22 protein-coding genes are annotated in these 11,986 nt (G+C 58.5%); all 22 read left to right on the top strand.

Features of this window, described 5'->3' with window-relative positions; genetic code table 11:
• Positions 1-10 precede the first annotated feature (10 nt).
• The 22 genes from rpsC (at position 11) to RN347_RS15935 (ending at position 11,940) form a co-directional block, all read left to right on the top strand.
• Positions 11-715 carry a 30S ribosomal protein S3 gene (gene rpsC / locus RN347_RS16040; RefSeq protein ID WP_263585840.1) on the top strand — a complete coding sequence of 235 codons (705 nt, stop codon included), beginning with the start codon at positions 11-13 and terminating at the stop codon, positions 713-715.
• A gap of 15 nt (positions 716-730) precedes the next feature.
• The gene (gene rplP, locus RN347_RS16035; RefSeq protein ID WP_252105866.1) at positions 731-1,144 is read left to right on the top strand and encodes a 50S ribosomal protein L16; all 414 of its coding nucleotides are present in this window, start codon (positions 731-733) and stop codon (positions 1,142-1,144) included.
• Positions 1,144-1,335 carry a 50S ribosomal protein L29 gene (rpmC, locus tag RN347_RS16030; protein ID WP_252105867.1) on the top strand — a complete coding sequence of 64 codons (192 nt, stop codon included), beginning with the start codon at positions 1,144-1,146 and terminating at the stop codon, positions 1,333-1,335. Before rplP ends, rpmC begins: the two co-directional genes overlap by 1 nt.
• A gap of 1 nt (position 1,336) precedes the next feature.
• Positions 1,337-1,597: a 30S ribosomal protein S17 gene (gene rpsQ, locus RN347_RS16025; RefSeq protein WP_027337515.1), complete on the top strand. Its 261-nt coding sequence runs from the start codon at positions 1,337-1,339 to the stop codon at positions 1,595-1,597.
• A 49-nt stretch (positions 1,598-1,646) separates the two neighbouring features.
• Positions 1,647-2,018 carry a 50S ribosomal protein L14 gene (rplN, locus tag RN347_RS16020; protein WP_252105868.1) on the top strand — a complete coding sequence of 124 codons (372 nt, stop codon included), beginning with the start codon at positions 1,647-1,649 and terminating at the stop codon, positions 2,016-2,018.
• Positions 2,019-2,032: 14 nt separating this feature from the next.
• Positions 2,033-2,347, top strand: a complete 315-nt coding sequence (rplX, locus tag RN347_RS16015; RefSeq protein WP_252105869.1) for a 50S ribosomal protein L24 — start codon at positions 2,033-2,035, stop codon at positions 2,345-2,347.
• Between the two features lie 18 nt (positions 2,348-2,365).
• Positions 2,366-2,905: a 50S ribosomal protein L5 gene (rplE, locus tag RN347_RS16010; RefSeq protein ID WP_263585841.1), complete on the top strand. Its 540-nt coding sequence runs from the start codon at positions 2,366-2,368 to the stop codon at positions 2,903-2,905.
• 10 nt (positions 2,906-2,915) lie between these two features.
• Positions 2,916-3,221, top strand: coding sequence for a 30S ribosomal protein S14 (gene rpsN, locus RN347_RS16005; protein WP_252105871.1), 306 nt, complete (start codon positions 2,916-2,918; stop codon positions 3,219-3,221).
• A 32-nt stretch (positions 3,222-3,253) separates the two neighbouring features.
• Positions 3,254-3,646 carry a 30S ribosomal protein S8 gene (gene rpsH, locus RN347_RS16000; RefSeq protein ID WP_252105872.1) on the top strand — a complete coding sequence of 131 codons (393 nt, stop codon included), beginning with the start codon at positions 3,254-3,256 and terminating at the stop codon, positions 3,644-3,646.
• A 9-nt stretch (positions 3,647-3,655) separates the two neighbouring features.
• Entirely contained in the window at positions 3,656-4,186 is a 531-nt protein-coding gene (rplF, locus tag RN347_RS15995; RefSeq protein WP_252105873.1) for a 50S ribosomal protein L6, read from the top strand.
• A 9-nt stretch (positions 4,187-4,195) separates the two neighbouring features.
• The gene (rplR, locus tag RN347_RS15990) at positions 4,196-4,546 is read left to right on the top strand and encodes a 50S ribosomal protein L18 (RefSeq protein ID WP_008959159.1); all 351 of its coding nucleotides are present in this window, start codon (positions 4,196-4,198) and stop codon (positions 4,544-4,546) included.
• A gap of 12 nt (positions 4,547-4,558) precedes the next feature.
• A complete protein-coding gene (gene rpsE, locus RN347_RS15985) occupies positions 4,559-5,059 on the top strand; it encodes a 30S ribosomal protein S5 (protein WP_252105874.1) in 501 nt (166 codons plus the stop codon).
• A 6-nt stretch (positions 5,060-5,065) separates the two neighbouring features.
• Positions 5,066-5,248: a 50S ribosomal protein L30 gene (gene rpmD, locus RN347_RS15980; RefSeq protein WP_252105875.1), complete on the top strand. Its 183-nt coding sequence runs from the start codon at positions 5,066-5,068 to the stop codon at positions 5,246-5,248.
• Between the two features lie 3 nt (positions 5,249-5,251).
• Positions 5,252-5,686 (top strand): 50S ribosomal protein L15, encoded by a 435-nt coding sequence (rplO, locus tag RN347_RS15975; protein WP_263585842.1) that lies wholly within the window; start codon positions 5,252-5,254, stop codon positions 5,684-5,686.
• Positions 5,687-7,018 carry a preprotein translocase subunit SecY gene (secY, locus tag RN347_RS15970; RefSeq protein ID WP_263585843.1) on the top strand — a complete coding sequence of 444 codons (1,332 nt, stop codon included), beginning with the start codon at positions 5,687-5,689 and terminating at the stop codon, positions 7,016-7,018.
• A gap of 81 nt (positions 7,019-7,099) precedes the next feature.
• On the top strand, positions 7,100-7,213 hold the full coding sequence (rpmJ, locus tag RN347_RS15965) for a 50S ribosomal protein L36 (protein ID WP_031384759.1): 114 nt from the start codon (positions 7,100-7,102) through the stop codon (positions 7,211-7,213).
• A gap of 124 nt (positions 7,214-7,337) precedes the next feature.
• On the top strand, positions 7,338-7,694 hold the full coding sequence (gene rpsM, locus RN347_RS15960; RefSeq protein ID WP_252105878.1) for a 30S ribosomal protein S13: 357 nt from the start codon (positions 7,338-7,340) through the stop codon (positions 7,692-7,694).
• Positions 7,695-7,746: 52 nt separating this feature from the next.
• A complete protein-coding gene (rpsK, locus tag RN347_RS15955) occupies positions 7,747-8,133 on the top strand; it encodes a 30S ribosomal protein S11 (protein ID WP_009099028.1) in 387 nt (128 codons plus the stop codon).
• 12 nt (positions 8,134-8,145) lie between these two features.
• A complete protein-coding gene (rpsD, locus tag RN347_RS15950) occupies positions 8,146-8,766 on the top strand; it encodes a 30S ribosomal protein S4 (RefSeq protein WP_252105879.1) in 621 nt (206 codons plus the stop codon).
• Between the two features lie 123 nt (positions 8,767-8,889).
• Complete coding sequence (locus tag RN347_RS15945; RefSeq protein ID WP_252105880.1) at positions 8,890-9,885, top strand: DNA-directed RNA polymerase subunit alpha; 996 nt, start codon at positions 8,890-8,892, stop codon at positions 9,883-9,885.
• Positions 9,886-9,924: 39 nt separating this feature from the next.
• The gene (rplQ, locus tag RN347_RS15940; RefSeq protein WP_252105881.1) at positions 9,925-10,311 is read left to right on the top strand and encodes a 50S ribosomal protein L17; all 387 of its coding nucleotides are present in this window, start codon (positions 9,925-9,927) and stop codon (positions 10,309-10,311) included.
• 249 nt (positions 10,312-10,560) lie between these two features.
• On the top strand, positions 10,561-11,940 hold the full coding sequence (locus RN347_RS15935) for a serine hydrolase (RefSeq protein WP_263585844.1): 1,380 nt from the start codon (positions 10,561-10,563) through the stop codon (positions 11,938-11,940).
• The last annotated feature ends 46 nt before the right edge of the window (positions 11,941-11,986 follow it).

Below are 11,986 nucleotides of genomic sequence, written 5' to 3'. Positions count from 1 at the left end.
AGTCGACCAGATGGGTCAGAAAGTCAATCCAATAGGCATTCGACTGGGCATTGTCAAAGACCATGCTTCTGTCTGGTATGCCGAGCGCGGCGCTTACGCCGACAAGCTCAACAACGATCTCGCAGTGCGCAGCTTCCTGGAAGAGCGTCTGAAAAATGCCTCCGTGAGCCATATTCACATCGAGCGCCCTGCGAACAATGCCCGCATCACCATTCATACTGCCCGTCCGGGTATCGTGATTGGTAAAAAAGGTGAAGATGTCGACCGTCTGCGTCGCGACCTCACCGAGATGATGGGCGTTCCGGTTCACGTGAACATCGAAGAAGTTCGCAAACCGGAACTCGACGCCAAGCTGGTTGCCGCCAACGTTGCGGGTCAGCTGGAGCGTCGCGTGATGTTCCGTCGTGCGATGAAGCGCGCGGTACAAAACGCAATGCGTTTGGGCGCTGGTGGCATCAAGATCCAGCTGTCCGGTCGTCTGGGTGGCGCCGAAATCGCCCGTACCGAATGGTACCGTGAAGGTCGCGTTCCGCTGCACACCCTGCGTGCGGACATTGACTACGCCACCTTCGAAGCTCACACCACCTACGGCGTCATCGGCGTCAAAGTGTGGATCTTCAAGGGCGAAATCCTCGGCGGTATCGAGGAAGTACGTGCCAAGGCGAAGCAACAACAGCCTGCCGGCAACGCGCCCAAGAAGAAAGGTTCCAGGTAAGGGGAGAGCGAGTCGATGTTACAGCCCAAGCGTATGAAATTCCGTAAGATGCAGAAAGGCCGCAACCGTGGTCTGGCGCATCGCGGAAGCAAGATCAGCTTCGGGGAGTACGGCCTGAAAGCTACCGGTCGCGGCCGCATCACGGCCCGTCAGATCGAAGCCGGCCGTCGTGCGATCACACGTCACGTCAAGCGTGGCGGTAAGATCTGGATCCGCGTATTCCCGGACAAGCCGATCTCCAAGAAGCCACTCGAAGTTCGTATGGGTAAAGGTAAGGGTTCCGTTGAGTACTGGGTAGCCCAGATCCAGCCGGGTCGGGTCCTGTATGAAATTGAAGGCGTATCCGAAGAGCTGGCCCGTGAAGCATTTGACCTGGCCGCCCAGAAGATGCCCTTGTCCACCACCTTTGCAAAACGGACGGTGATGTGATGAAAGCCCAAGAAATTCGTGAAAAGTCCGCAGGAGAGCTCCAAGAGCAGCTCCTCGAGCTCCTCCGCGAGCAGTTTAACCTGCGCATGCAGAAGGCCTCCGGCCAACTGAGCCAGACTCATCTGCTCAAGCAGGTCCGTCGGGATATCGCCCGCGTGAAGACTTTGCTCAACGAGAAGGCAGGTGATTGAGATGGCCGAAGAGAAAAAAGCACGTACGCTCACCGGTAAGGTGGTGAGCGACAAGATGGAGAAATCCATCGTCGTCATGATCGAGCGTCGTGAGCGTCACCCGATCTACGGAAAATACGTTAAGCGCTCCACCAAGCTGCACGCCCATGATGAGGCGAACCAGGCGAAGGCAGGCGACACGGTTTCCATTCAGGAGTGCCGTCCGCTTTCCAAGAAGAAAGCCTGGACGCTGGTCGAGGTGGTCGAGCAGGCCAAGGGTTAAACCCTGGGTCTTCCAACCAGTGCAGTCAGATTAGGTTTGGAGAAAACCGATGATTCAGACTCAGACAATGCTGGATGTCGCCGACAACAGCGGAGCGCGCCGGGTGCAGTGCATCAAGGTGCTGGGCGGTTCACACCGTCGCTACGCTCGCGTAGGTGATGTCATCAAGGTAACGGTGAAAGAAGCCATTCCGCGGGGCAAGGTCAAAAAAGGCCAGGTCCTGAAAGCGGTGGTCGTTCGCACCCGTAGCGGTGTCCGTCGTAACGACGGGTCGCTTATTCGTTTCGATGGAAATGCGGCGGTTTTGTTGAACAACACCAACGAACAGCCGATCGGCACCCGTATTTTCGGTCCGGTCACTCGTGAGCTGCGTAACGAGCGGTTCATGAAGATCATTTCCTTAGCGCCTGAAGTGCTGTAAGGAGCGAGGCGAATATGCAAAAGATCAAACGTGACGATGAAGTCATCGTCATCGCCGGGAAGGATAAAGGCAAGCGTGGCACTGTTAAGCGGGTAATGGAAAACCGCTTCGTGGTGTCCGGTGTGAATATGATCAAGCGTCACACCAAAGCCAATCCCATGGCGGGAAATCAGGGCGGTATCGTCGAGCGTGAGGCTCCGATTCACGCGTCCAACGTAGCCATCTTCAATTCGGAGACCGGTAAGGCGGATCGCGTCGGCTTCCAGGTGAAGGAAGACGGTACCAAGGTACGTATCTACAAGTCGACGCAGACGCAGATCGACGCCTAACGCGAGTCGGGTAGCACAATGGCGAACTTGAAAGAACGTTATCAAAACGAGGTGGTGGCTCAACTCAAAGAGCAGTTTAGCTACGCCAACGTAATGCAGGTACCCCGGATCACGAAAGTGACTCTGAACATGGGTATCGGCGAGGCGGTCAGCGATAAAAAGCTGATCGACAATGCCGTCGGCGATCTGGAGAAGCTCTCTGGTCAAAAGCCGCTGGTGACCAAGGCACGTAAGTCCATCGCGGGCTTCAAGGTGCGCGAAGGCTGGCCAATCGGTATCAAGGTAACGCTGCGCGCAGAGCGCATGTGGGACTTTTTGGACCGTCTGGTGAACATCGCGATTCCTCGCGTGCGTGACTTCCGTGGTCTCAACCCGAAGTCCTTCGACGGTCGTGGCAACTACTCCATGGGTGTGCGTGAGCAGATCATCTTCCCGGAGATCGAGTATGATAAGATCGATCGTATCCGCGGGTTGGACGTCACCATCACCACTACCGCCAACACCGACGAGGAAGGCCGTGCGCTCTTGAGCGCGCTGAACTTCCCGTTCAAGAAATAAGGGTGGGATCATGGCTAAGAAAAGCATGGTAGAGCGTGAACAAAAGCGTGCAGAGCTGGTCGAGAAGTACGCGGCCAAACGCGCTGAGCTCAAGAAGATCATCTCGGACGTGAACACGACCGATGAAGACCGCTTCGAGGCGACGCTGAAACTGCAGCAACTGCCGCGTGACTCGAGCCCGGTGCGTCGGACTAACCGCTGCCGCATCACTGGCCGTCCGCACGGTTTTTACAACAAGTTCGGCCTTGGCCGTAACAAGCTGCGTGAAGCCGCCATGCGTGGCGACGTCCCTGGACTCAAGAAGTCCAGCTGGTAACGCCACGTATATTCATCAGGAGCGCACATTAAATGAGCATGCAAGATACTCTGGCGGATATGTTTACCCGTATCCGTAATGCGCAGATGGCCACCAAGGAGACGGCAGTCATGCCGTCTTCCAAGTTGAAAGTGGAAGTGGCCCGCGTGCTAAAGGAAGAAGGCTACATCGCCGACTTCACGGTTGCTGAAGGCGTCAAGCCCGAGCTCACCGTTACCCTGAAATACTTCGAGGGTAAGCCGGTCATCGAGCACATTCAGCGGGTTTCCAAGCCGTCTCTGCGTCAATACAAGGGTAAGAGCAATCTGCCCAAGGTCGCCGATGGTCTGGGTATCGCGATTGTCACCACCTCCAATGGTGTCATGACCGATCGTGCCGCGCGCCAGGCTGGCGTCGGTGGCGAAGTCATCTGCACCGTATTCTAGGAGGCTGGAATGTCCCGCATAGCGAAATATCCGGTTAAAGTGCCTGCCGGCGTTGACGTTAAAATCAACGACGATCAGCTGACCGCCAAAGGCGGTTTGGGCACGCTGTCCATGCCGATTCACCAGGACGTGGTGGTCGGTCAGGAAGACGGCCAGCTGACCTTCGCCCCGAGCGAATCTGCCAAGAGCTGGGCAATGGCCGGTACTACCCGCGCCCTGGTTCAGAACCTGGTCACGGGCGTATCCGAGGGTTTCACACGAACTCTCGAAATTGTTGGCGTCGGTTATCGCGCGCAAGCGAAAGGCCAGACGCTCAATCTTTCACTGGGCTTCTCGCACCCGGTCGACTACGAACTGCCTGAAGGTGTCACAGCGGAAACGCCGAAAAACACCACCATCGTGCTGAAAAGCGCGGACAAGCAGAAGCTCGGTCAGTGCGCCGCGGAAATCCGCGCCTTCCGTCCGCCCGAGCCGTACAAAGGCAAGGGTGTTCGTTATGGCGACGAGCAGGTCCGCCGTAAAGAAGCCAAGAAGAAGTAAGGCAGGGTTATGAACGCGAAGAAAGAATCTCGTCTCCGTCGTGCCCGCCGCGCTCGCGCCAAGATCCGCGAGCTGGGCGTGTATCGCCTGTGCGTCAACCGTACCCCGCGTCACATCTATGCGCAGATTATTTCGCCGGATGGTGGCAAAGTGTTGGCCAGCGCTTCCACGCTGGACAAGGCTCTGCGCGAGGGTGCGACCGGTAACTCGGACGCCGCCTCCAAGGTGGGCGCTCTGATCGCCGAACGCGCTAAAGAAGCAGGCATCACCCAGGTGGCCTTCGATCGTGCTGGCTTTAAGTATCACGGTCGCGTCAAGGCTCTGGCCGACGCCGCTCGTGAAGGCGGCCTGGAATTCTAAAGGGTTTTTACGATGGCGAAGAACGAACAGCAAAGCGGTGATCTGCAAGAGAAATTGGTGCAGGTCAACCGCGTCGCCAAGGTGGTCAAGGGTGGTCGTATTTTCGGCTTCACCGCGCTGACCGTCGTTGGTGATGGTAAAGGTCGTGTCGGTTTTGGTCGTGGCAAGGCGCGTGAAGTGCCGGTCGCGATTCAAAAAGCGATGGACCAGGCGCGTCGCAACATGGTCAAGGTCAACCTGGCAGGCCAAACGCTGCAGTACCCGGTCAAGGCCCGTCACGGCGCCTCCAAGGTGTACATGCAGCCGGCTTCCGAAGGTACCGGCATCATCGCCGGTGGCGCCATGCGCTCCGTACTGGAGCTTGCCGGTGTCCACGACGTACTGGCCAAGTGCTACGGTTCCACCAACCCGGTAAACGTGGTGCGTGCGACCGTCAATGGTCTCGCCTCCATGCAATCACCGGACGACGTGGCCGCCAAGCGCGGTCTGTCTGTCGAAGCGATTACGGGGTAAGACACCATGGCAGCTTTGATCAAGGTTACCCAGGTCCGCAGCACCATCGGCGTTTTGCCCAAGCATAAGGCGACCATGAAAGGTCTGGGCCTGCGTCGCATCGGTCATACGGTTGAACTGGAAGACACCCCGGCCGTACGCGGCATGATCCACAAGGTGACCTACCTTGTGCGCGTTGAGGGAGAGTAATCCATGAAACTTAATACCTTAAGCCCGGCTCCGGGCTCCAAACACGCTGAAAAGCGCGTGGGTCGTGGTATCGGTTCCGGTCTGGGCAAGACCGGTGGCCGTGGCCACAAGGGTCAGAAATCGCGCAGTGGCGGTAGCGTCAAGCCCGGTTTTGAAGGCGGTCAGATGCCGCTGCAGCGCCGTCTGCCGAAGTTCGGCTTTACGTCGGCGAAGTCGCTGGTCTCTGAAGAAGTACGCCTGGCCGAGCTTGCCAAGGTCGCGGGTGACGAAGTCACCCTCGAGACTTTGAAAGAGGCCAACGTGCTGAAGGACTCGACGCAGTTTGCGAAGATCATCCTTTCCGGCGATTTGAACAAGGCGGTTACCGTTCGCGGTCTCAAGGTCACCAAAGGTGCCCGTGACGCGATCGCAGCCGCTGGCGGCAAGGTAGAGGACTAAATGGCCAAGTCAGGAAACATGCCGGCGACGGGCAGCGGTCTGAGTGAACTGTGGGCGCGTTTGCGCTTCGTGCTCCTCGCCATCGTGGTGTACCGTATCGGTGCCCATATCCCCGTTCCCGGTATCAATCCTGACCAGCTTGCTGCCTTGTTTAGGGAGCAGCAGGGCACCATCCTGGGCATGTTCAACATGTTCTCGGGTGGTGCGCTGGAGCGCATGAGTGTTCTCGCCTTGGGCATCATGCCCTACATCTCGGCGTCGATCATCATGCAGCTCATGACCGCGGTCTCGCCTCAGCTTGAGCAGCTCAAGAAAGAGGGCGAGTCCGGCCGCCGAAAGATCAGTCAGTACACCCGCTACGGCACGGTGATACTGGCGTTTATCCAGGCCACCGGCATGTCCGTGGGCCTGGCTAGCCAAGGCATCGCTTACAGCGCTGACTTTAGCTTCTACTTCACCGCCGTGGTGACCTTCGTCTCCGGTGCGGTGTTTATGATGTGGCTAGGTGAGCAGATCACCGAGAAGGGGATCGGCAACGGTATTTCGCTGCTGATCTTCGCCGGGATCGTCGCCGGGCTACCCAGCGCCGTGGGCCAGGCTTTCGAGCTTGCCCGCAACGAAGGGGCCTGGAATGTTCTTCCGCTGTTAGCGCTGTCAGTGCTAGGGATCGCCACCGTGGCGTTCGTGGTATTCATCGAGCGCGGCCAACGCCGGCTCAAGGTGAACTATCCGCGGCGTCAGGTCGGTAACAAGATGTATGCGGGTCAAAGCAGCTATCTGCCCCTGAAGGTGAACATGGCCGGGGTTATCCCGGCGATCTTCGCCTCCAGTATCCTCCTCTTTCCGGCGTCGATCGGTCAGTGGGTGGGTGCCGGTGAAGGGATGGAGTGGCTGCAGCGAGCCTCGCAGGCGCTCGGCCCCGGCCAGCCGCTCTACATCTTGCTTTTTGCGGCGGCAGTGGTATTCTTCTGCTTCTTTTACACAGCGCTGGTCTTCAACCCCAAGGATGTGGCTGACAATTTGAAAAAGTCAGGCGCGTTTTTGCCGGGTATTCGCCCCGGCGAGCAGACCGCTCGCTATATCGACAAGGTGATGACACGTCTCACGTTGTTCGGTGCCCTGTATATCACTGCAGTTTCCCTGATGCCCCAGTTCCTGATCGTTGCATGGAACGTCCCGTTCTTCTTTGGCGGCACGTCTCTATTGATCGTGGTAGTGGTCATCATGGACTTCATGGCCCAGGTGCAGTCGCATCTCATGTCGCATCAATATGACTCGGTGATGAAGAAGTCCAACCTGAAAGGCTACGGTAGCGGCGGTATAGCGCGTTAAGCGCTCCCTCCCAGTGCTCTGGCCGATACGTGTGTTGGTCAGGCGCCGGGCGTGCCGCGAGCCGTTTTTGGAGAAAGAACGATGAAAGTTCGAGCTTCCGTAAAGAAGATGTGCCGTAACTGCAAAATCATTCGTCGCAATGGCGCCGTGCGCGTTATTTGCACCGAACCGCGGCATAAGCAGCGTCAGGGCTAAAACCCCGCGCTGTATTAAAGCGGGCGCCGGCATACCCCTTGCCTTCGGGCAATGAAAGGGGTATGCTGTTGCGCCTTTTAAAGATGAACAAACGAGCAAGCCGCTCAAATTTCGGAGTAAGCTGATGGCCCGTATTGCAGGCGTCAATATCCCGGACAACAAGCATGCGGCGATCTCGCTGACCTATATCTTCGGGATTGGCCGTACCCGCGCCGCTCACATCTGTGACGCTGCCGGCATCGCCCATAATGCCAAGATCCAGGACCTGTCTGCTGAAGAAGTCGACACCCTGCGTTCTGAAGTTGGCAAATACACCGTAGAAGGCGACCTTCGTCGTGATGTCACGCTTAACATCAAGCGTCTCATGGACCTGGGTTGCTACCGTGGTCTGCGTCATCGTCGTAGTCTTCCGCTGCGTGGTCAGCGGACCAAGACTAATGCGCGTACCCGTAAGGGCCCGCGTAAGCCGATCCGCAAATAACACGCAGGCTCTCTCATAGAGAGTCGGCGTTAAGACAGGAATAGACATCAACATGGCTAACCCGCGTAGTAACCGTAAAAAGGTTAAAAAGCAGGTAGTGGATGCGGTTGCGCATATCCACGCTTCTTTTAACAACACGATCGTGACGATCACAGACCGCCAGGGCAATGCTCTTTCCTGGGCAACTGCCGGTGGTTCGGGTTTTCGTGGTTCTCGCAAGAGCACCCCGTTCGCTGCTCAAGTGGCAAGTGAACGTGCAGCGACTGCTGCAGCCGAGTATGGTGTGAAAAACGTAGACGTGCTGGTCAAGGGCCCCGGTCCCGGCCGTGAATCCGCCGTGCGTGCACTCAACGCCGCCGGCTTCCGCGTGCAAAGCATCGTAGACGCGACGCCCATTCCCCATAATGGCTGCCGTCCGCCTAAGAAACGCCGCGTTTAAGGAGAAAGATTCATGGCTCGTTATATTGGACCGAAGTGCAAACTTTCTCGTCGTGAAGGTACCGACCTCTTCCTGAAGAGCGGCGTTACCCCCTTCGAGAAAAAGTGTAAATCCGAGCAGATCCCGGGTGTACACGGCCAGCGTCGTCAGCGTCTTTCCGACTACGGCTTGCAGCTTCGCGAGAAGCAGAAAGTACGCCGTATGTATGGCGTACTCGAGAAGCAGTTCCGCAACTACTACAAGGAAGCCGCTCGCCTGAAAGGCGCGACCGGTGAAGTCCTTCTGCAGTTGCTCGAATCCCGACTGGACAACGTCGTCTACCGCATGGGCTTTGGCTCGACTCGCTCTGAAGCGCGTCAGCTCGTTAGCCACAAGGCGATCGCCGTTAACGGTCGTAGCGTCAACGTGGCTTCCTACAAAGTGAAGCCGGGTGACGTCATCACCGTTCGTGAAAAGGCGAAGAACCAGGCTCGTATTCAAAACGCGTTGACCATTGCGGCCAACCGTGGCGACATCGCCTGGATCGACATCGACGCCAAGAAGATGGAAGGCACTTTCAAGGCTCTGCCTGAACGCGGTGACCTGACTGCCGACATCAACGAAAACCTGATCGTCGAGCTGTACTCCAAGTAAGCCGTTTGCTTGGCAAATCTGCTTCTTGAAGCCCGGGCGCGGCGTTTCACGCCTCGCCCGGATGCTCTTGAGTACACGCTCTAGAGTACTCAGTATCCGTTTGGCAGCCTGAAAGGTGTTCATATGCAGCGTTCAGTGACAGAGTTTCTTCGCCCGCGCGATATCAAGGTCGAAGAAATCAGCGCACATCATGCCAGGATCGTTCTCGAACCGTTCGAGCGCGGCTTTGGCCACACCCTGGGGAATGCACTGCGTCGCATTCTGCTTTCGTCCATGCCCGGCGCCGCCGTGGTAGAGGCCGAGATCGCAGGTGTCGAGCACGAATACAGTGCCCTCGAAGGGGTGCAGGAAGATGTCATTGAGATCCTCCTGAACTTGAAAGATGTTGCGATCAAGATGCACAGCCGCGATGAGGCGGTGCTCTCGCTGAACAAGCAGGGCCCGGCCGTCGTCACCGCTGGCGACATTGCGCTTGATCATAGCGTCGAAATCGTCAACCCGGATCACGTCATTGCTCACGTCAATGAAGGTGCCGAGCTGAAAATTCAGCTCAAGGTGGCGCTGGGTCGTGGTTACGAACCGGCTGACGCTCGTGGCTCCGATGAAGAGACCCGCGCGATCGGTCGCCTGCAGCTGGATGCCACCTTCAGCCCTGTCCGCCGCGTTTCCTACTCGGTCGAAGCCGCTCGTGTCGAGCAGCGTACCGACCTCGATAAGCTGATTATCGATCTGGAAACCGACGGTACTCTGGATCCGGAAGAGGCTATCCGCCGCAGTGCGACCATCCTGCAAGAGCAGCTGGCCGCCTTCGTCGACCTGGAAGCCGATAAGGAACAGGAAGTCGAAGAGGAAGAGGATCACATCGATCCGATCCTGTTGCGCCCCGTAGACGATCTCGAGTTGACCGTTCGCAGCGCGAACTGCCTGAAAGCCGAGAATATTTACTACATCGGTGATCTGATCCAGCGCACGGAAGTGGAGCTGTTGAAGACCCCGAACCTCGGTAAGAAGTCCTTGAACGAAATCAAGGATGTTTTGGCAGCGCGCGGTCTTTCCCTTGGCATGCGGCTGGAGAACTGGCCACCCGCGAGCCTGAAGGACGACAAGGCCTCCGCGTAAGCGTCGACTTGAGTCCCAGTTTGGTAAGGAATCACAACCATGCGTCATCGTAAGAGTGGTCGTCAATTAAACCGCAATAGCTCGCACCGCCATGCCATGTTCAAGAACATGTCCGTGTCGCTGGTCGAGCACGAAGTAATCAAGACAACCCTGCCCAAGGCCAAAGAGCTGCGTCGCGTCATCGAGCCGCTGATCACTCTGGCCAAGCAGGACAGCGTCGCGAACCGTCGTCTGGCGTTTGCCCGCACCCGTTCCAAGGACGCGGTCGGCAAACTGTTCAACGAACTGGGTCCGCGTTACGCCGAGCGTCCGGGTGGCTACATCCGTATTCTCAAGTGTGGCTTCCGTCCCGGTGACAACGCGCCCATGGCGTACGTCGAACTGGTCGACCGCCCGGCAATCGAAGACGCCGCCGCGGAAGAGTAAGACGCGCCACCAAGGCCACGCCGCGTTTGAGACCGGTGTTCGAATCACGTATTCGTAGCACGGGCTCTCAAGACACAGCGAAAACCGACCCTCCGGGGTCGGTTTTTTTTATGTCTGCACCAGAGGAAATGCGTTTTTCCGGTTTTAGAAGGCGTTTACTGCGGCCCCCGACGTGCTAACCTGAGCGCTTGGGGCGAAGCCCGCGTAGGGCGGTTTCTGGACAACTCAAGGCGATTGAAAGGGGCAAGTATGGCAGCGAGGGACGTGACTTCACACACCGCCCTGCGGTGGTGGCTTGTGTGCGCCGTGACCATCATGGTGCTGGTACTGGGAAACAGTGCACAGGCTGACGGCAACCCGCGCTACGCGGGCATCGTGGTCGATCTGGAAAATGGCGAAGTGCTCTACTCGGAAAATGCCGATGCCCCGCGCTATCCCGCCTCGCTCACCAAGATGATGACCATCTATCTGGCGTTGGAAGCGGTCGAGCGGGGTGAGTTGAGCTTCAACCAGCCGCTGGCGGTGTCCGCGCAGGCTTCCGCCATGCCCGCGACCAAGCTTTGGCTCTCGGCGGGCAGCACCATCGATCTGGACACGGCCATTCGTGCATTGACCGTGCGCTCGGCCAATGACGTGGCCGTGGTGGTGGCCGAGGCGCTCGGTGGCAGCGAGCAGCGCTTTGCCAGCCTCATGACGGCCAAGGCGCGCGAGCTTGGCATGAACAACACCACCTTTCGTAACGCCTCGGGCTTGCCGGATAGCGGCCAGATCACGACTGCTCGCGACATGCTGATCCTTTCGACCCGCGTGATGCAGGACTTCCCCCAGTATTATCACTATTTCGGCCTGCAGGAGTTCAGCTACAAGGGCACGCGTCATACCAGCCATAACCGGCTGGTGCGCGACTATCCCGGCGCCGACGGGCTGAAAACCGGCTTCATTCGCGCCTCCGGCTTCAATGTGGCGACCACCGCGGTGCACGACGGCCGTCGCATGATCGCGGTCGTGATGGGCGGTTTCAGCTCCTCGTCTCGCGATGCCCACATGGCGGATCTGCTCGATCGCAGCTTCGCCCGCGCCAGGCTGCGCGACAACACCAGCTGGATGGCCGATACCAATTTCTCGCGGGAGTTCATGTCCTTTGGCCGGGCACCGGTGCCCTTGAGTTCCCCGCCGCCAAGCACGCCGCCCTCGCCAATTCTGGCCAACATCGATACCACCACGATGTCACCCTCGGCTACCGCTGGGGCCAACATGGCGCCCACCGCGGCACCGGTGGCCCAGCCCGCGCGCCCTTCGCCGGAGGCCGCACCGCGCGACCCGCTACGCGCGCTGATCAACGAGCAGCAGGGCATCAGCGCTCCGGCACTGGCCGTGGCGGGAAGTGGCGGCTGGGGTATCCAGGTCGGCGCGTTCAGTCAGGCAAGCCATGCCGAGCAGCTCGCCCGTCAAGCCGCCCAGCATCTGCCCAATAACGTCGGCGGGCGCGTGGCGGTGGATGCCATCGATGGCCAGACACCGGTGTTTCGCGCTCGCGTGGTAGCGCTCGACGAAGCGCGCGCCATCGCTGCCTGTCAGACGCTTCACGCCCGCGGTATGGACTGCATGGTGGTCAACGCAAGCCTTTAGCGTGGTCAGAAACGTGGCCCCGCCGGCGGATCGTCGGCGGGGCTTT

It is taken from the genome of Halomonas sp. PAMB 3264 (genome assembly GCF_031954245.1).
GTDB lineage: Bacteria > Pseudomonadota > Gammaproteobacteria > Pseudomonadales > Halomonadaceae > Vreelandella.
The sequence above is the reverse complement of the archived record's forward strand: the minus strand, read 5'-3'. Positions and strand labels throughout refer to the sequence as shown.